Below are 17,553 nucleotides of genomic sequence, written 5' to 3'. Positions count from 1 at the left end.
CGCCAGGAGATGTGCTTCGTGAACCTTGAAAGCAAATGGCTGGAAGACTTCAGCGCGCTGGCCGCCACCCGCAGTTTTTCCCAGGCGGCAGAGCGGCGTTTCGTCACCCAACCGGCCTTCAGCCGGCGTATTCGCAGCCTGGAAGCAGCCTTGGGCCTGCAATTGGTGAACCGTTCCCGCACGCCGATCGAACTGACCGAGGCCGGCCAGCTTTTTCTCGTCACGGCGCGTACTGTTGTCGACCAGTTAAGCGAAATTCTCCGCCATTTGCATCATCTTGAAGGGGGGCAGGGTGAGGTGGTGCAGGTGGCCGCGGCACACTCCCTGGCGTCGGGCTTTTTCCCGCGTTGGGTGGCCCAGTTGCGCAACGACGGGTTGAACATCGCCACCCGGCTGGTTGCGACCAACGTCGGAGATGCCGTGCATGCATTGCGCGAAGGTGGCTGCGACCTGATGCTGGCCTTCTATGACCCCGATGCCGCCCTGCAGATGGATGCCGAAATCTTCCCGTCGCTGCACATGGGTACCACTGAAATGTTGCCGGTGTGCGCCGTGGATGCCGACGGCAAGCCGTTGTTCGACCTGGAAGGCGAGGGCAGCGTGCCGCTGCTGGCCTATACCGCCGGCGCGTTCCTCGGTCGCTCGGTCAATTTGCTGCTGCGCCAGCGCAACCTGCGCTATACCACTGTCTATGAAACCGCCATGGCAGACAGCCTCAAGAGTATGGCGCTGGAAGGCATGGGCATCGCCTGGGTACCGCGGCTGTCGATGCGTGGCGAACTGGAACGGGGCGAACTGGCGATCTGTGGCGGTAGCCAGTGGCACGTGCCGCTGGAAATTCGCCTGTACCGCTGCGCACTGGTGCGCAAGGCCAATGTAAGGCTGTTGTGGCGCAAGCTCGAAGGGGCGGCAATGGTTGACCCGAAAGTCAGCCAAAGCCCCGAAAAATAAGGGCCGACAGTTGGTCGCCGGGGTGCCTTAAACGCACCACCTTACGGTATACTGCGCGGCCTTTCGACCGGATGCGTCCGGTCCTGATCAGCAAACAAGCCACGCCGGTCGTCCCGCGTGGCTTGTTGTTTTTTGACGCGCCCAAGGGCGCACAAGCGAAGAGGCTCGACGATGAGTGCACTGGTTGGCGTGATCATGGGCTCCAAGTCCGATTGGTCCACCCTTAGCCACACCGCCGATATGCTGGAAAAACTCGGCATTCCCTACGAAGTGAAGGTGGTTTCCGCCCACCGCACCCCGGATCTGCTGTTCCAGTATGCCGAGGAGGCTGAGGGCCGTGGCATCGAGGTGATCATCGCCGGTGCCGGTGGTGCAGCCCACCTGCCAGGCATGTGCGCCGCCAAGACCCACCTGCCGGTGCTGGGCGTGCCCGTGCAATCGTCGATGCTGTCGGGTGTCGATTCGCTGTTGTCGATCGTGCAGATGCCAGCCGGCGTACCGGTAGCCACCCTGGCCATCGGCCGTGCCGGTGCGGTCAACGCCGCGCTGCTGTCGGCCAGCATCCTCGGCGCCAAGTACCCGCAGTACCACGCGGCGCTCAAGCAGTTCCGCACGGAGCAGACCGACACCGTGCTGGACAACCCAGACCCGCGCCAGGCTTGAGGCTCAACCCATGAAGATCGGTGTAATCGGTGGCGGCCAGCTGGGCCGCATGCTGGCTCTGGCGGGTACCCCGCTGGGCATGAACTTCGCCTTCCTTGACCCGGCGCCGGACGCCTGCGCTGCGCCGCTGGGCGAGCACCTGCGTGCCGACTACGGCGACCAGGACCACCTGCGCCAGCTGGCTGACGAAGTCGACCTGGTCACCTTCGAGTTCGAAAGCGTCCCGGCCGAGACCGTGGCTTTCCTCTCGCAGTTCGTGCCGGTGTACCCCAGCGCCGAAGCGCTGCGCATCGCCCGTGACCGCCTGTTCGAGAAGAGCATGTTCCGCGACCTGGGTATTCCCACCCCGGCCTTCGCCGACATCCTCTCGCAGGCCGACCTGGACGCCGCGGTGGCCAGCATCGGCCTGCCGGCCGTGCTGAAAACCCGCACACTGGGTTACGACGGCAAGGGCCAGAAGGTGCTACGCACGCCTGAGGACGTGGTCGGTACCTTTGCCGAGCTGGGCAGCGTGCCGTGCCTGCTGGAAGGCTTCGTGCCATTCACCGGCGAAGTGTCGCTGGTGGCCGTGCGTGCCCGTGATGGCGAAACCCGCTTCTACCCGCTGGTGCACAACACCCACGAAAGCGGCATCCTGCGCCTGTCGGTCGCCAGCCAGGCGCACCCGCTGCAGGCCTTGGCCGAAGACTACGTGGGCCGCGTGCTCAAGCAACTGGACTATGTGGGCGTGATGGCCTTCGAGTTCTTCGAAGTCGACGGTGGCCTGAAGGCCAACGAAATCGCCCCGCGCGTGCACAACTCCGGGCACTGGACCATCGAAGGCGCCGAATGCAGCCAGTTCGAGAACCATCTGCGTGCCGTCGCCGGCCTGCCGCTGGGCTCGACCGCCAAGGTCGGCGAGAGCGCGATGCTCAACTTCATCGGTGAAGTGCCGGCGGTGGACAAGGTGGTTGCCATCGGTGACTGCCACCTGCACCACTACGGCAAGGCCTTCAAGGCCGGTCGCAAGGTCGGCCACGCCACCCTGCGCTGCCACGACATGGCCACCCTCGAGCGCAAGATTGCCGAAGTAGAAGCCCTGATCGACAACTGATCGAACTTCTGCCAGCGGCTTGCCCTCTGAAATGGCGACAAGCCAAAGCGCTGTCTAGGCTTTGGCTTGTTCCACTTTCACTGCAGAGGGATTGCCATGGGTATCATTGGAACCATCTTCATCGGCCTTATCGTCGGCCTGCTGGCCCGCTTCATCAAGCCGGGCGACGACAGCATGGGCTGGATCATGACCATCCTGCTGGGGATTGCCGGCTCCCTGCTGGCCACCTACGGCGGCCAGGCGCTGGGCATCTACCAGGCCGGGCAGGCTTCGGGTTTCCTTGGCGCGCTGGTCGGTGCCGTGATCCTTCTGGTGGTCTACGGATTCATCAAGAAACGCTGAATAGTGGTTAGAATGCCCGGCAATTCATTCGAGTTGCCGAGCATTTTCATGCGTGCCTTTTTCCTCGCTCCACTGCTGTTGGCCAGCGCCCTGGCCCATGCCGAACTGCCTGAAACCGACTGGCTGGAGCTGATGCCCGAGTCGGACCAGCAGGCGCTCGAGCAAATGCCCGAAATCGACCACAACTCGCCGGAAGCCATGGGCACCTTTACCGACAAGGGTGGCCTGAAGCAGAGCAAGGGCCTGCCGGCGGTGATGTACTCGACCAAGACCGTGGCGGCCATGAACGGCAAGGACATTCGCCTGGGTGGCTACCCGGTGCCGCTGGAGAGCGACGCCAAGGGCAACAGCACACTGTTCTTCCTGGTGCCGTACCCGGGCGCGTGCATCCATGTGCCGCCACCACCGCCTAACCAGCTGGTGCTGGTGCGCTACCCGAAAGGCCTGAAGATCGATGACATCTACACACCGCTGTGGGTCAGCGGCAAGCTGAAGGTGGAGAAGGTCAGCAATGACCTGGCCGATGCGGCCTATGCGCTGGATGCGGGGAAGGTGAGGGTGGTGGAAGACGCCGACCTCTGATTGCCTGCACCGGCCCCTTCGCGGGTAAACCCGCTCCCACAGGGTCTCCACAAACCTTGAGTATTGTGGAGACCCTGTGGGAGCGGGTTTACCCGCGAAGGGGCCCGCACAGGCACTGCAAGACTCAGATCATTTCACAGCCAATCCTGACCCCCAGCGAGCTGCTGGCTCCAGGCTTCAATTCCACCAGGTCATCCCACACATTCGCCGTCTCGATGCACAGCATCCGCTGCCACCCGTCAGCGGCCATGTCCGGCAGTTCCTTGGCCCGCTCGGTCCAAGGGTTCCAGATCACCGCCGAGCGCGACCCGCTGCTGGTCAAGGTAATTCGCCGGCTCCAATGTGGGTCGACAATGCTCAGTGTCTGCGGGGTTGCCAGGTAGATCCGGTCAGTCTCCCCGGCAAACCCCAGCGGCCCCTGCTGCTGGCGTTGTTCCCAGCCAGCCAGGGTCTCGATATAGCCCAGCCCTTCGACCCCTTCGACCCGCGCCTGGCGCACGTCACTGACCGCGAAGTAGCTGTGCAGGGCCTGGCTGATGGTAACGGGGGTATTGCCCATGTTGCAGCTGGTCAGGTTCAGCTGCAGGTCCTCGCCCAGCTCCACTACCAGCTTCAGCTCGACGTCATGAGGCCAGCCAGGCAGGTCACCCTGTGCTTCTGGCAGTTCGAATTCGATGCGCAGGCCGTCGCCCGCCTCCTCGATACCCAGCAATTGCCAGTCACGCGCGCGTGCCAGACCGTGGGCAGGCGCCTGCTCGCCGCTGTACATGGCCTGCACGGCCTGTGGGTTGCGTTGCAGGTTGCCGAACCACGGCCAGCACACCGGCACACCGGCGCGTACCGACTTGCCCTGACGGAAGATGGCCTGGTCGCTCAGCCACAGCAGCGGTGGCTGGCCAACGCGCTGGTAGCTGAGGATCTGCGCGCCCTGCTGGGCGATCAGTAGTTCGGCGTGGTCGCTGCTGATACGCCAGCAGTTGAGTTCGCCATGTTGCTCGGTTACGACCTGGAAGGTAGCCATTGCATTTATCTCATTGATTGCCAGTGGGCCTTGGACCCGGGCACATGCAATGAGTTTACCGCCGGCGTGGCTTAGCGACGAGGTACGGAGCGGGTGCGGCCACTGCCGTCGATGGCGACAAAGACGAACACGGCTTCGGTGACCTTGCGCCATTCGCTGGACAACGGGTCGTCGCTCCACACTTCGACCATCATCTGGATCGAGCTGCGGCCGATTTCCAGGGTCTGGGTATAGAACGACAGCTGCGCGCCGACGGCGACCGGTACCAGAAAGGCCATGCGGTCGATGGCTACGGTGGCCACGCGGCCGCCGGCGACACGGCTGGCCATGGCGGTGCCGGCCAGGTCCATCTGGGCGACCAGCCAGCCGCCGAAGATGTCGCCAAACCCGTTGGTCTCGCGCGGGAGTGCGGTGATCTGCAAGGCCAGGTCGCCTTGCGGGATTGGATCTTCTTGTTCGAGCTCAATCATGCGATGGGGCCTCTGACCCGTGACGCTTTTCGTTGGTGTGGCGCAAAGGCCGGGTAAACGATTCAGCTTGAAACATACTACGCCGATTTCGTTTCACTGGGCGGCCGTAGGGAAACTCTGCGAAACCGTCTGACAATAATGACCGGCGTTTTCGCACAACATCCCACGTTAGGAGCAACCTTTTCCTACGAATCGTCAGTATATAGAGCATAACGGCCAGCGACGACCGCGCATTCATGAATATGTGTAGGGATTTTGTATCGCTTTCGGCGCAGCTCAGCAATTTGCTATCTTCGCCTGTCTCCCAATCCAGAAGCCGCATGCCAAGCGGCCTGCATGCCCACAAAGAGAACAACGAGCGATGACTTCCGTGCCCAGCAGTATCGAGCAGCCTTCGCGGCCGCTGACCCGCAGTGACTACAAGACTCTCTCACTGTCCGCCCTGGGCGGCGCGCTGGAGTTCTACGATTTCATCATTTTCGTGTTCTTCGCCACGGTGGTCGGCAAGCTGTTCTTCCCGGCTGACATGCCCGAATGGCTGCGCCTGATGCAAACCTTCGGCATTTTCGCCGCCGGCTACCTGGCGCGGCCGCTGGGCGGCATCATCATGGCCCACTTCGGTGACCTGCTCGGGCGCAAGAAGATGTTCACCCTGAGTATCTTCATGATGGCCCTGCCAACGCTGATCATGGGCCTGCTGCCAACCTATGCACAGATCGGCATGTGGGCGCCGATCCTGTTGCTGCTGATGCGCGTGATCCAGGGCGCGGCGATCGGTGGCGAGGTACCGGGCGCCTGGGTGTTCGTGTCCGAGCATGTGCCAGAGCGCAACACCGGCTACGCCTGCGGCACGCTCACCGCGGGCCTGACCGCCGGCATCCTGCTTGGCTCGCTGGTGGCAACCCTGATCAACAGCGTCTACAGCGCGCAGGAAGTGGCCGATTACGCCTGGCGTATCCCGTTCCTGCTCGGCGGTGTGTTCGGCCTGTTCTCGGTGTACCTGCGCCGCTGGCTGCACGAAACCCCGGTGTTCGCCGAGATGCAGCAGCGCAAGGCGCTGGCCGAGGAGCTGCCGTTGCGCGCGGTGCTGCGTGACCATCGCGGCGCGATCATCCTGTCGATGCTGCTGACCTGGATGCTGTCGGCCGCCATCGTGGTGCTCATCCTGATGACCCCGGCGCTGCTGCAGAGCATCTACCACATCAGCCCCACCGACTCGCTCAAGGCCAACAGCCTGGCCATCGTGCTGCTCAGCTTCGGCTGCATCGGTGCTGGCAGCCTGGCCGACCGCTTTGGCGCGGGCCGGGTATTCGTGATCGGCAGCCTGCTGCTGCTGGCCAGTTCCTGGACCTTCTACCACAGCCTGCCGACCCGGCCCGAGCTGTTGTTCCCGCTGTATGCGGTGACCGGTTTGTGCGTGGGTGTGATTGGCGCGGTGCCTTATGTAATGGTCAAGGCCTTTCCGGCGGTGGTGCGCTTCAGCGGGCTGTCGTTCTCGTACAACGTGGCCTACGCGATCTTTGGCGGGCTGACACCGATGATAGTGACTGCGCTGCTGAAAGTGAGCCCGATGGCGCCTGCCTACTATGTGGCGGGGCTGTGTGCCGTTGGTCTGGTCGTGGGCCTGTACCTGCTCGCCAACAAGCGCTGATCTGCGCCACGGCTGCTGCCCTCTTCGCGGGCACGCCCGCTCCCACAGGGTTCACACAGCCCCTGTGGGAGCGGGCGTGCCCGCGAAGAGGCCGGACCTGCTTTTCGGTGATGGCCTTTCATCCAATTGTCATATTCAAGTCATATCGTATTCATGCGGCCTACAGATACTTGGGCCCGTTCCATCCAACACCCCAATATTCCTGCTAGGAGCAAGGCATGAAACTGAAGCGTTTGATGGCGGCCCTCACCTTTGCCGCCGCTGGCGTTGCAACCGCCAACGCGGTAGCCGCTGTCGATCCTGCGATCCCGACCTACACCAAGACCACCGGTGTTTCGGGCAACCTCTCCAGCGTCGGTTCGGACACCCTCGCCAACCTGATGACTCTGTGGGCCGAGGCCTACAAGAAGGAATATCCGAACGTAAACATCCAGATCCAGGCTGCCGGCTCCTCCACCGCGCCACCCGCGCTGACCGAAGGCACCGCCAACCTCGGCCCGATGAGCCGCAAGATGAAGGACGTCGAGCTGCAGGCCTTCGAGCAGAAGTACGGCTACAAGCCGACCGCCATCCCGGTCGCCGTAGACGCCCTGGCTGTGTTCGTACACAAGGACAACCCGATCAAAGGCCTGACCATGGCCCAGGTCGATGCCATCTTCTCTTCCACCCGCCTGTGCGGTGGCAAAGCCGACGTCAAGACCTGGGGTGACCTGGGCGTGACCGGCGACCTGGCCAACAAGCCAGTACAGCTGTTCGGCCGTAACTCGGTATCGGGCACCTACGGCTACTTCAAGGAAGAAGCCCTGTGCAAAGGCGACTTCAAGGCTAATGTCAACGAACAGCCTGGCTCGGCTTCGGTCGTGCAGTCGATCAGCTCCTCGCTGAACGGCATCGGCTACTCGGGCATCGGCTACAAGACCGCCAGCGTCAAGACCGTGGCCCTGGCCAAGAAGGAAGGTGGCGAATTCGTTGAAGACAACGAAACCAACGCCCTGAACGGCACCTACCCGCTGTCGCGCTTCCTGTACGTCTACGTCAACAAGGCCCCGAACAAGCCTCTGGCCCCGCTGGAAGCCGAGTTCGTCAAGCTGGTGCTGTCGCAAGCTGGCCAGCAGGTCGTGGTGAAGGATGGCTACATCCCGCTGCCGGCCAAAGTCGTCGACAAGACCTTGGCTGACCTGGGCCTGTCCCACGCAGGTAACGTTGCAAAAAAGTAAGTAACTGAGGGGGAGGCCGGTGCTGATGCCCGGCCTCTTCCACGAATTTCCAGTCCGAAGCCAGGGTTCCTGTGCGGCGGGCTTTCGTGCGTCACCATTTTGTAATGTTTTTGTCACACGGGACCGCTAGGGTGTGCGCATGAATGATCTGGCCAACTCCAACATGACCCAAAACTCCCAGCCCGTGCGGATTGATTTCAATACGCCGGAGTTGCAACGCAAGCGCCGCATGCGCGCGCTCAAGGACCGCCTGACCCGCTGGTATGTACTGGTGGGCGGGCTTGCCGTATTGGCGGCGATCACCCTGATCTTCTTCTATCTGGCCTATGTGGTGCTGCCGCTGTTCCAGGGTGCCGAACTGACCAGCAAGAAGGCCCTGGAGCCGACCTGGCTGCAACAGGATGCCGGCAAGCCGCTGATGATCGCGCTTGAAGAGCAGAACCTGGTGGGCATGCGCGTTTCGGACAAGGGTCAGGCACTGTTCTTCGATACCAAGACCGGTAACGAGCTCAAGCGTTTCGACCTGCCAGTGCCGGCAGGCACCCAGGTCACTTCGATCAGTGCCGACCAGCCGGGTAGCCCGCTGGTGGTGCTGGGCTTGTCCAATGGCCAGGCGCTGGTGTTCCACCACACCTACAAGATCACCTACCCGGACAACAAGAAAACCATCGCCCCCGGCATCGACTACCCGTACGGCGAGCAGCCGTTCGTGCTCGACGAGCAGGGCCGTGCGCTGGAGCATGTCAGCGTCAACGTCAACGGCGACACCCTGCTGCTGGCCGGTTCCACCGGCGCGCACCTGCAGGTAATCGAGCTGACCCGCACCGAAAACATGATGACCGAAGAGGTCACCACCGAGCAAAACCGCATCGTACTGCCGCAGATGACTGAAACGGTGAAGAACATCTTCATCGACCCGCGTCAGCAGTGGCTGTACGTGATCAACGGCCGTGCCACCGCAGATGTGTTCAACCTGCGCGACAAGAGCCTCAACGGCCGTTACAAGCTGTCTGACAGCGCCGACACCGAAATCACCGCCACCGCCCAGCTGGTCGGCGGCATTTCGCTGATCATCGGTGACTCCAAGGGCGGCCTGGCCCAGTGGTTCATGGCCCGTGACCCGGACGGCGAATCGCGCTTCAAGCTTATCCGCACCTTCCAGATGGGCAAGGCCGCGGTCGTGCAGATCGACGCCGAAGAGCGCCGCAAGGGCTTCGTCGCCCTCGACGCCGCAGGCAAGCTGGGCGTGTTCCACAGCACCGCGCACCGTACCCTGCTGGTTGAGCCGGCCGCCGAAGGCCCGGGCATCCTGGCCCTGTCGCCACGTGCCAACCGCATCATCATCGAAGAAGGCAGCAAGCTGCTGCCACTGAGCTTGCGCAACCCGCACCCGGAAATTTCCTTCAGCGCGCTGTGGGGCAAGGTGTGGTACGAGAACTACGACGCGCCGAAATACGTCTGGCAATCGACTGCTTCGAACACTGACTTCGAGCCCAAGCTGAGCCTGTCGCCACTGACCTTCGGTACCCTGAAGGCCGCGTTCTACGCGATGATCCTGGCGGCCCCGCTGGCGATTGCCGCGGCCATCTACACCGCCTACTTCATGGCCCCTGGTATGCGCCGCAAGGTCAAGCCGGTGATCGAACTGATGGAAGCGATGCCGACGGTGATCCTCGGCTTCTTCGCCGGCCTGTTCCTCGCCCCGTACCTGGAAGGCCACCTGCCGGGCGTGTTCAGCCTGTTCCTGCTGATGCCGCTCGGTATCTTGCTGGCCGGCTTCGCCTGGACCCGCCTGCCCGAGTCGATCCGCCTGCGTATCCCGGATGGCTGGGAGGCGGCGATCCTGATCCCGGTCATCCTGTTCACCGGCTGGTTCGCCCTGACCATGAGCCCGCACCTGGAGAGCTGGCTCTTTGGCGGCGACATGCGCCTGTGGATCACCAACGACCTGGGGATAACCTACGACCAGCGCAACGCCCTGGTCGTGGGTATCGCCATGGGCTTCGCGGTCATCCCGAACATCTACTCCATCGCCGAAGACGCCGTGTTCAGCGTGCCGCGCAGCCTGACCCTAGGCTCCCTGGCCCTGGGTGCAACGCCCTGGCAGACCCTGACCCGCGTGGTCATCCTCACCGCCAGCCCGGGTATCTTCTCGGCGCTGATGATCGGCATGGGCCGTGCGGTGGGCGAGACCATGATCGTGCTGATGGCCACCGGCAACACCCCGGTGATGGAACTGAACCTGTTCGAGGGCATGCGCACCCTGGCCGCCAACGTGGCCGTGGAAATGCCGGAATCGGAAGTCGGCGGCAGCCACTATCGCGTGCTGTTCCTGGCCGCGCTGGTGCTGCTGATGTTCACCTTCGTCATGAACACCTTGGCCGAGCTGATTCGCCAGCGTCTGCGCAAGAAATACTCGTCGCTTTGATAGAAAGGTAGCGATCCGTGAAAAAGGATTCCCTCAAAGGCTGGTTCAAGAGCGGCGCCCCAGGCGTCTGGATGAGCGGCGGCGCGGTGGCCATGGCCGTGATCATGACCGTTGGCCTGCTGGCGGTGATTGCCGTGCGCGGCCTGGGCCACTTCTGGCCGGCCGATCTTGTCCAGGCCACCTACAAGGTGCCGGGCCAGGCCGATCACGTCGTCATTGGCGAAGTGGTGCAAAAGGAAGAAGTGCCCCGTGCCCGCCTGAAGGGCGCCGGCCTTCCAGTGCCTGACCAGGGCCCGGAGTTCATGACCCGCGAGCTGATAAAGGTGGGCAACCGCGACCTCAACGGCAGCGACTTCACCTGGGTGGTCGGCGACTGGCTGGTCGACGAAAAGCACCCGACCGACCTGATCGCCCTGGAGCGCCGCGAGTGGGGCAACTTCTACGGCTACCTGGTCAGCGTCAAGGAAGAAGGCCGCGTGGTCGCCGAAGGCGCTGCCGCCTGGAACGAGCTCCAAGCCCGTCTCAAGCGCGCCAACCAGCTCAACAGCGAACTGCAAAGCCTCGAGAAGAAAGACATCGGTGCCATCAACCATGGCCTCGAGCGCCTGCGTCTGCAGGCGCGCAAGCTGGAGCTGGAGGGCAAGCTGGACGCCGCCGCCCAGGCCGACATGGACGCCGAGCGTGCCGAGCTTAACAGCCGCTACAAGGCCATCGAAGACCGCCTGACCGGCCTGCACCAGGCCTTCGCCCGCGACAGCCTGGTGGCCCGCGATGGCGACGGCCGTGAAGTGGAAATCAACCTCAGCAAGGTGGTGCACGCCATCCAGCCGAACGCCATGTCGGGCTTCACCAAACTGGGCACCTACTTCACCAAGGTCTGGGAGTTCCTCAGCGATGACCCGCGTGAAGCCAACACCGAGGGCGGTATCTTCCCGGCCATCTTCGGTACCGTGATGATGACCCTGATCATGGCCGTGATCGTCACCCCGTTCGGTGTGCTGGCTGCCGTGTACCTGCGCGAATATGCCAGACAGGGCCCGGTGACCCGCCTGATCCGCATCGCGGTGAACAACCTGGCCGGTGTACCAGCGATCGTCTACGGCGTGTTCGGCCTGGGCTTCTTCGTCTACGTGCTGGGTGGCTCGATCGACCGTCTGTTCTTCCCTGAAGCACTGCCGGCGCCAACCCTGGGTACCCCGGGCCTGTTGTGGGCATCGCTGACCCTGGCGCTGCTGGCCGTGCCGGTGGTGATCGTGGCCACCGAGGAAGGCCTGGCGCGCATCCCGCGTACCGTGCGCGAAGGCTCGTTGGCCCTGGGTGCGACCAAGGCCGAGACCCTGTGGAAGATCGTCCTGCCGATGGCCAGCCCGGCGATGATGACCGGCATGATCCTCGCCGTGGCCCGCGCCGCCGGTGAGGTGGCGCCGCTGATGCTGGTGGGTGTGGTGAAGCTGGCGCCGTCGCTGCCGGTGGACGGTAACTACCCGTACCTGCACCTGGACCAGAAGATCATGCACCTGGGCTTCCACATTTATGACGTCGGCTTCCAGAGCCCCAACGTCGAAGCCGCACGGCCGTTGGTATACGCCACGGCGTTGCTGCTGGTGCTGGTGATCGCGGCCCTCAACCTCTCGGCCGTGTGGATCCGCAACCACCTGCGCGAGAAGTACAAGGCCCTCGACAGCTGATCCTGATTGCAAGCGTGCCGCCCGTGAGCCGGGCGGTACTTTGAAACGAATTGTTAGCGTATGGAGTTGACCATGCAGCAAGAATCCCATACCCACGGCATCGACATGTCTGCCCTGGGCCGCGACAAGCAGGGCCTGCGCCTGGCCGAAGAAACCGTAGCCATCGAAGTGCCGGGCCTGAGCCTGTTCTACGGCGACAAGCAAGCGCTGTTCGATGTGCAGATGAATATCCCCAAGCAGCGCGTGACCGCCTTCATCGGGCCGTCCGGCTGCGGCAAGTCGACCCTGCTGCGCACCTTCAACCGCATGAACGACCTGGTTGACGGCTGCCGCGTGGAAGGTGCCATCAACCTGTACGGCAACAACATCTACCGCAAGGGCGAAGACGTGGCCGAGCTGCGCCGCCGTGTGGGCATGGTGTTCCAGAAGCCCAACCCGTTCCCCAAGACCATCTACGAAAACGTGGTCTATGGCCTGCGTATCCAGGGCATCAACAAGAAGCGCGTGCTCGACGAAGCGGTCGAGTGGGCGCTGAAGGGCGCGGCCCTGTGGGACGAGGTCAAGGACCGCCTGCACGACTCGGCACTGGGCCTGTCCGGTGGCCAGCAGCAGCGTCTGGTCATTGCCCGCACCATCGCCGTGGAGCCGGAAGTGCTGCTGCTCGACGAACCGTGCTCGGCACTGGACCCGATCTCGACACTGAAAGTCGAGGAACTGATCTACGAATTGAAATCCAAGTACACCATCGTCATCGTGACCCACAACATGCAGCAGGCGGCCCGTGTTTCGGACTACACCGCGTTCATGTACATGGGCAAACTGGTCGAATTCGGGGATACCGACACCCTGTTCACCAACCCGGCGAAGAAGCAGACCGAAGACTACATCACCGGTCGCTACGGCTAGCAGCCGCTCGGGACAGGTGCCTGGCCCCTGTGGGAGCGGGTTTACCCGCGAAGCAGGCGCTGCGGTGTCTGGCACCGGCTTCGCCGGTGTTCGCGGGTGAACCCGCTCCCACAGGATGTGTTTGCCAGGGTGGGCCAGGGTATGACACGAACAAATTGAAGCTTGCAGCTTCTTCGCGGAGCGAACGATGATCAACAAAGAAAGCCTTACGCATCACATTTCCCAGCAGTTCAACGCCGAGCTCGAAGAGGTGCGTAGTCACCTGCTGGCCATGGGCGGCCTGGTCGAAAAGCAGGTCAACGACGCAGTTACCGCGCTGATCGAAGCCGACTCGGGCCTGGCCCAGCAAGTGCGCGAAGTCGATGAGCAGATCAACCAGATGGAGCGCAACATCGACGAGGAGTGCCTGCGCATCCTCGCCCGTCGTCAGCCGGCGGCCTCCGACCTGCGCCTGATCATCAGCATCTCCAAGTCGGTGATCGACCTGGAGCGCATCGGTGACGAGTCGACCAAGATCGCCCGCCGCGCCATCCAGTTGTGCGAGGAAGGCGAGTCGCCGCGCGGTTACGTCGAGGTGCGCCACATCGGTGACCAGGTACGCAACATGGTCCGCGACGCGCTGGACGCCTTTGCCCGCTTCGACGCCGAACTGGCACTGTCGGTGGCCCAGTACGACAAGACCATCGACCGTGAATACAAGACCGCCCTGCGTGAGCTGGTGACCTACATGATGGAAGACCCGCGCTCGATTTCGCGGGTACTGAGCGTGATCTGGGTGCTACGTTCGCTGGAGCGCATCGGCGACCATGCGCGCAACATCTCCGAGCTGGTGATCTACCTGGTGCGCGGTACCGACGTGCGTCACATGGGCCTCAAGCGCATGACGGCAGAAGTGCAGGGCACCGCTGTCGCTGACGGCGAAAACGCTAATGTTCCGGCTGAACCTGACGATAAGTAAGGTTGCTCCCGAGCATCGACGCCCGGCCTTGGCCGGGCGTTTTCGTTTGCGGTCGAGGAGCCGGCAGGCACCCGCGAACGATGTGAAGAAGTCCCGGCGTGACCAGGTTGTAGCAAATGGCCATTATTCGGCAGTAGGCTAGTCGGGATTCAGAAGGAGTATCGATGAGTAAAGTGAATGTGCTGGTCGTGGATGACGCCCCGTTTATCCGTGACCTGGTCCGCAAATGCCTGCGTAATGCCTTCCCGGGCATGACCATCGACGATGCCGTCAACGGTCGCAAGGCCATGGCGATGCTGGGCAAGGAAGCGTTCGACCTGGTCCTGTGCGACTGGGAGATGCCGGAAATGTCCGGCCTGGAATTGCTCACCTGGTGCCGCCAGCAGCCTGCGATGAAGAACCTGCAGTTCATCATGGTGACCAGCCGTGGCGACAAGGAAAACGTCATCCAGGCGATCCAGGCGGGCGTTTCCGATTTTGTCGGCAAGCCGTTCACCAACGAGCAGCTGCTGACCAAGGTGAAAAAGGCCTTGGCCAAGATCGGCAAGCTCGACAGCCTGATGGCCAGTGGCCCGGCGCGGATCAATTCGGCGTTCGCCAATGACTCGCTGAATGCGCTGACAGCCGGCAAGCCTGAAGCGGTGAAGGTCGCGGCGCCAGCGCCGGCACCCGTACCCGCCAGGCCACTGGCCAGTGCCCCCAGGCCCGCTGCCCCCGCGCCGACTGGCCGCGGCCAGGGCCAATTGCGCCTGGCCAGCGGCATGCAGCCGTGCGTGATCAAGGCGCTGAGCCTGAAAGAGGCCCTGCTGGTGGTGCGCCGTGGCGAAGTGCTGCCGCAGGTGCTGGAGGGCGCGGTGCTGGACCTGGAGCAGGGCGAGAGCGCCGAAGTCGCACGCCTGAACGGCTACCTGCATGCCATCGCGGCACTGGAGCCCAAGCCCGACAGTGACTGGTTGCAACTGACCTTCAAGTTCGTCGACCAGGATGCCCAGAAGCTCGACTACCTGTCGCGGCTGATTGCCCGCGGGACGGCGCAGAAGCACTTCACCCCGGGCGCCTGATCCCAGCCTCACACCGCGCTTTTTGTAGGAGCAGCCTTGTGCTGCGAATGGGCTGCGAAGCAGCCCCGGCAATGCTTGCGGCGGCATTGCTACCTGGTGGCTGCTTTGCAGCCCATTCGCAGCACAAGGCTGCTCCTACAAAAAAGCTGCGCATCCCAGGGCCATCCGACCAACTGTCATACCCGCCACAAAACCCGCTGCTAGGCTTCGACAGATCATAACTGTCAAAAAGCCACTATCATGCCCGCCCGCCTGCTGCTGTTCTGTGCACTGCTCATGGCCTCGGCGTCGAGCCTGGGCATGACCATCTACGAGATCACCGACGATGGCCGTGTGACCTCCTATTCCGACCGGCCTGGCCCCGGTGCCAAACCCTTGGTACGGCGGGTACCCATGGTCGAAATGCCCGAAGGCCAGGTGCTGCTGAACGCGATTACCTTCAACGGCGGCGTGAGTTTTTCGGCCCGCAACCAGCTGCATGTGCCGGTGGAGGTGGAGTTGCGCCTGGACAACCTGGTGAACGCACAAGGTGGCAATGCCCCGCGTATCGTGCGGCGGGTGCTGCCGCCGCGCACCACGCAAATGCTCAGCGTGCTCAGGGGGCGGCCCGGGATGCTGCTGAACTACCGCTCGACCCTGCTGCAAGCCATGGGCGACCCGGGCAAGCGGCCGCAGGGTTTCCGTTATGCCTTTCCCTGGCTCGGCGGGCCGTTCCGCGTGACCCAAGGCCCCAATGGCCGAGTCAGCCATTTTGGGCCCAAGGGGCGCTATGCCATGGATATCGCCATGCCCGAAGGCACCACCATCATCGCGGCGCGGGAAGGGGTGGTGGTGAAGACGGAGAACAGCCAGAGTGGGCGCGGGCCCAACCCGTCGGGCAATTTCGTCAGGATCCTGCACCCGGATGGCACCATGGGCGTGTACTTGCACCTGATGCGCGGTTCGGTGGTGGTGGCGGAGGGGCAACGGGTGCGGCAGGGGCAGATGCTGGCCAGGTCGGGCAATACTGGCAACAGCACCGGGCCGCACCTGCATTTCGTGGTGCAGCGCAATGTGGGGTTGGCACTGGAGTCGATACCTTATCGGTTCGACAGGCCGATCAGCGGGTTGCCTGACTTCACTGCGGGTAACCCTTGATCCGTGCCGGCTTCTTCGCGGGCGAGCCCGCGAATGGCCCTCAATCCAGCTTGAGCACCTTGGCCAACACGATCTTCGGCCCTTTCATCTTCTTGATGATGATGCGCAGGCCTTCGACCTCCAGCACTTCCTCTTCTTCAGGTACGCGCTTGAGCGTCTCGTAGACCAGACCGGCCAGGGTTTCTGCCTCGATGTGGTCAAGGTCGACGCCCAGCAGGCGCTCGACCTTGAACAGCGGCGTATCGCCACGCACCAGCAGCTTGCCCGGCTGGTAGGCGAGGATGCCGCGCTCGGTCTTGCGGTGCTCGTCCTGGATGTCGCCAACCAGCACTTCCAGTACGTCTTCCATGGTCAGGTAGCCAATCACCTTGCCATCGGCTTCCTCCACCAGCACGAAATGCGCGCCGCCTTTGCGGAACTGCTCCAGCAACTGCGCCAGCGGCATGTGCCGCGACACGCGCTCCAGCGGCCGGGCCAGGTCGTCCAGGTCGATGGTTTCGGGTAGGTGTTCGAGTTCGGCCAGCTCCAGCAGCAGGTCCTTGATGTGCAGCAGGCCGGTGAACTCCTCGCGCTCGGCGTCGTACACCGGGTAGCGGCTGAACTTGTGGCGGCGCACCAGGGCCAGGATCTGCTTCAGCGGCGCATGGGCGTCGATGATGACCATGTCCTCGCGCGAGTTGGCCCAGTCGACCACCTCCAGCTCGCCCATTTCCACGGCCGAAGCCAGTACGCGCATGCCCTGGTCGCTCGGGTCCTGGCCACGGCTGGAGTGCAGGATCAGCTTGAGTTCTTCACGGCTGTAGTGGTGCTCGTGGTGCGGGCCGGGCTCGCCCTGGCCGGCAATGCGCAGGATGGTGTTGGCACTGGCATTGAGCAGGTAGATGGCCGGGTACATCACCCAGTAGAACAGGTACAGCGGCACGGCGGTCCACAGCGACAGCAGTTCGGGCTTGCGGATGGCCCAGGACTTGGGCGCCAGCTCGCCGACCACGATGTGCAGGTACGAGATGACGAAGAAGGCGACGAAGAACGAGATCGCCTTGATCAGCTCGGGCGTGTCCACGCCCACGTATGCCAGCAGCGGTTCGAGCAGGTGGGCGAACGCCGGTTCACCGACCCAGCCCAGGCCCAGCGAGGCGAGGGTGATGCCCAACTGGCAGGCCGACAGGTAGGCGTCGAGCTGGTTGTGTACCTTGCGCAGGATGCTGCCACGCCAGCCATGCAGCTCGGCGATGGACTCGACGCGGGTGGCGCGCAGCTTGACCATGGCGAACTCGGCGGCAACGAAGAAGCCGTTGAGCAGCACCAGGAGCAAGGCAAAGATGATCATGCCGAAATCGGCGAATAACGAGGTGAGGCTGATACCAGGGGAAGGGTCCATGATG

16 protein-coding genes are annotated in these 17,553 nt (G+C 63.2%); 13 read left to right on the top strand and 3 right to left on the bottom strand.

Translation table 11 applies throughout. The annotated features are described in order from the left end of the window. Nucleotides 1-18 precede the first annotated feature (18 nt). The 5 genes from A4C63_RS08295 to A4C63_RS08275 all read left to right on the top strand — a co-directional run bounded on the left by A4C63_RS08295 (nucleotide 19) and on the right by A4C63_RS08275 (nucleotide 3,631). Nucleotides 19-951, top strand: coding sequence for a LysR substrate-binding domain-containing protein (locus tag A4C63_RS08295; protein WP_161797629.1), 933 nt, complete (start codon nucleotides 19-21; stop codon nucleotides 949-951). 171 nt (nucleotides 952-1,122) lie between these two features. Next, nucleotides 1,123-1,614: a 5-(carboxyamino)imidazole ribonucleotide mutase gene (purE, locus tag A4C63_RS08290; RefSeq protein WP_003253304.1), complete on the top strand. Its 492-nt coding sequence runs from the start codon at nucleotides 1,123-1,125 to the stop codon at nucleotides 1,612-1,614. 10 nt (nucleotides 1,615-1,624) lie between these two features. After that, on the top strand, nucleotides 1,625-2,707 hold the full coding sequence (locus A4C63_RS08285) for a 5-(carboxyamino)imidazole ribonucleotide synthase (protein WP_063912261.1): 1,083 nt from the start codon (nucleotides 1,625-1,627) through the stop codon (nucleotides 2,705-2,707). 96 nt (nucleotides 2,708-2,803) lie between these two features. After that, entirely contained in the window at nucleotides 2,804-3,049 is a 246-nt protein-coding gene (locus tag A4C63_RS08280; RefSeq protein ID WP_063912260.1) for a GlsB/YeaQ/YmgE family stress response membrane protein, read from the top strand. Between the two features lie 48 nt (nucleotides 3,050-3,097). Next, nucleotides 3,098-3,631 carry a DUF3299 domain-containing protein gene (locus A4C63_RS08275; RefSeq protein ID WP_371033897.1) on the top strand — a complete coding sequence of 178 codons (534 nt, stop codon included), beginning with the start codon at nucleotides 3,098-3,100 and terminating at the stop codon, nucleotides 3,629-3,631. Nucleotides 3,632-3,755: 124 nt separating this feature from the next. On the opposite strand, the gene A4C63_RS08270 is transcribed toward A4C63_RS08275, so the two are convergent. After that, a complete protein-coding gene (locus A4C63_RS08270; protein WP_063912258.1) occupies nucleotides 3,756-4,652 on the bottom strand; it encodes a D-hexose-6-phosphate mutarotase in 897 nt (298 codons plus the stop codon). Nucleotides 4,653-4,723: 71 nt separating this feature from the next. Next, nucleotides 4,724-5,122, bottom strand: coding sequence for an acyl-CoA thioesterase (locus A4C63_RS08265; protein WP_003253317.1), 399 nt, complete (start codon nucleotides 5,120-5,122; stop codon nucleotides 4,724-4,726). A 361-nt stretch (nucleotides 5,123-5,483) separates the two neighbouring features. Between A4C63_RS08265 and A4C63_RS08260 the strand changes: the two genes are divergently transcribed. From A4C63_RS08260 to A4C63_RS08225, 8 genes are all read left to right on the top strand, one after another. Continuing rightward, nucleotides 5,484-6,773, top strand: a complete 1,290-nt coding sequence (locus tag A4C63_RS08260) for an MFS transporter (protein WP_063912257.1) — start codon at nucleotides 5,484-5,486, stop codon at nucleotides 6,771-6,773. A 218-nt stretch (nucleotides 6,774-6,991) separates the two neighbouring features. Further along, nucleotides 6,992-7,990 (top strand): phosphate ABC transporter substrate-binding protein PstS, encoded by a 999-nt coding sequence (locus A4C63_RS08255; protein ID WP_063912256.1) that lies wholly within the window; start codon nucleotides 6,992-6,994, stop codon nucleotides 7,988-7,990. A gap of 139 nt (nucleotides 7,991-8,129) precedes the next feature. Continuing rightward, entirely contained in the window at nucleotides 8,130-10,418 is a 2,289-nt protein-coding gene (locus tag A4C63_RS08250; protein WP_063912255.1) for an ABC transporter permease subunit, read from the top strand. 71 nt (nucleotides 10,419-10,489) lie between these two features. Further along, the gene (gene pstA / locus A4C63_RS08245) at nucleotides 10,490-12,106 is read left to right on the top strand and encodes a phosphate ABC transporter permease PstA (protein ID WP_172827501.1); all 1,617 of its coding nucleotides are present in this window, start codon (nucleotides 10,490-10,492) and stop codon (nucleotides 12,104-12,106) included. Nucleotides 12,107-12,178: 72 nt separating this feature from the next. After that, a complete protein-coding gene (gene pstB, locus A4C63_RS08240; RefSeq protein ID WP_063912253.1) occupies nucleotides 12,179-13,012 on the top strand; it encodes a phosphate ABC transporter ATP-binding protein PstB in 834 nt (277 codons plus the stop codon). Between the two features lie 187 nt (nucleotides 13,013-13,199). Next, entirely contained in the window at nucleotides 13,200-13,970 is a 771-nt protein-coding gene (gene phoU / locus A4C63_RS08235) for a phosphate signaling complex protein PhoU (protein WP_063912252.1), read from the top strand. A gap of 164 nt (nucleotides 13,971-14,134) precedes the next feature. Continuing rightward, a complete protein-coding gene (locus tag A4C63_RS08230) occupies nucleotides 14,135-15,031 on the top strand; it encodes a response regulator (RefSeq protein WP_063912251.1) in 897 nt (298 codons plus the stop codon). A 240-nt stretch (nucleotides 15,032-15,271) separates the two neighbouring features. Continuing rightward, nucleotides 15,272-16,168 carry a M23 family metallopeptidase gene (locus A4C63_RS08225; RefSeq protein ID WP_063912250.1) on the top strand — a complete coding sequence of 299 codons (897 nt, stop codon included), beginning with the start codon at nucleotides 15,272-15,274 and terminating at the stop codon, nucleotides 16,166-16,168. A gap of 40 nt (nucleotides 16,169-16,208) precedes the next feature. Here the strand turns inward: A4C63_RS08225 and A4C63_RS08220 are convergent, their stop codons facing one another. Then, nucleotides 16,209-17,549, bottom strand: a complete 1,341-nt coding sequence (locus tag A4C63_RS08220; protein ID WP_063912249.1) for a hemolysin family protein — start codon at nucleotides 17,547-17,549, stop codon at nucleotides 16,209-16,211. Between the last annotated feature and the right edge of the window lie 4 nt (nucleotides 17,550-17,553).

Source organism: Pseudomonas sp. p21, assembly GCF_001642705.1.
In the GTDB taxonomy this organism is placed as follows: domain Bacteria; phylum Pseudomonadota; class Gammaproteobacteria; order Pseudomonadales; family Pseudomonadaceae; genus Aquipseudomonas.
The sequence above is the reverse complement of the archived record's forward strand: the minus strand, read 5'-3'. Positions and strand labels throughout refer to the sequence as shown.

What these genes read in the sequence shown, in the direction of transcription:
- purE (WP_003253304.1), top strand. Translation starts at nt 1,123, where the DNA reads ATGAGTGCACTGGTTGGCGTGATCATGGGCTCCAAGTCCGATTGGTCC.
- A4C63_RS08285 (WP_063912261.1), top strand. Translation starts at nt 1,625, where the DNA reads ATGAAGATCGGTGTAATCGGTGGCGGCCAGCTGGGCCGCATGCTGGCT.
- A4C63_RS08280 (WP_063912260.1), top strand. Translation starts at nt 2,804, where the DNA reads ATGGGTATCATTGGAACCATCTTCATCGGCCTTATCGTCGGCCTGCTG.
- A4C63_RS08275 (WP_371033897.1), top strand. Translation starts at nt 3,098, where the DNA reads ATGCGTGCCTTTTTCCTCGCTCCACTGCTGTTGGCCAGCGCCCTGGCC.
- A4C63_RS08270 (WP_063912258.1), bottom strand. Translation starts at nt 4,652, where the DNA reads ATGGCTACCTTCCAGGTCGTAACCGAGCAACATGGCGAACTCAACTGC.
- A4C63_RS08265 (WP_003253317.1), bottom strand. Translation starts at nt 5,122, where the DNA reads ATGATTGAGCTCGAACAAGAAGATCCAATCCCGCAAGGCGACCTGGCC.
- A4C63_RS08260 (WP_063912257.1), top strand. Translation starts at nt 5,484, where the DNA reads ATGACTTCCGTGCCCAGCAGTATCGAGCAGCCTTCGCGGCCGCTGACC.
- A4C63_RS08255 (WP_063912256.1), top strand. Translation starts at nt 6,992, where the DNA reads ATGAAACTGAAGCGTTTGATGGCGGCCCTCACCTTTGCCGCCGCTGGC.
- A4C63_RS08250 (WP_063912255.1), top strand. Translation starts at nt 8,130, where the DNA reads ATGAATGATCTGGCCAACTCCAACATGACCCAAAACTCCCAGCCCGTG.
- pstA (WP_172827501.1), top strand. Translation starts at nt 10,490, where the DNA reads ATGAGCGGCGGCGCGGTGGCCATGGCCGTGATCATGACCGTTGGCCTG.
- pstB (WP_063912253.1), top strand. Translation starts at nt 12,179, where the DNA reads ATGCAGCAAGAATCCCATACCCACGGCATCGACATGTCTGCCCTGGGC.
- phoU (WP_063912252.1), top strand. Translation starts at nt 13,200, where the DNA reads ATGATCAACAAAGAAAGCCTTACGCATCACATTTCCCAGCAGTTCAAC.
- A4C63_RS08230 (WP_063912251.1), top strand. Translation starts at nt 14,135, where the DNA reads ATGAGTAAAGTGAATGTGCTGGTCGTGGATGACGCCCCGTTTATCCGT.
- A4C63_RS08225 (WP_063912250.1), top strand. Translation starts at nt 15,272, where the DNA reads ATGCCCGCCCGCCTGCTGCTGTTCTGTGCACTGCTCATGGCCTCGGCG.
- A4C63_RS08220 (WP_063912249.1), bottom strand. Translation starts at nt 17,549, where the DNA reads ATGGACCCTTCCCCTGGTATCAGCCTCACCTCGTTATTCGCCGATTTC.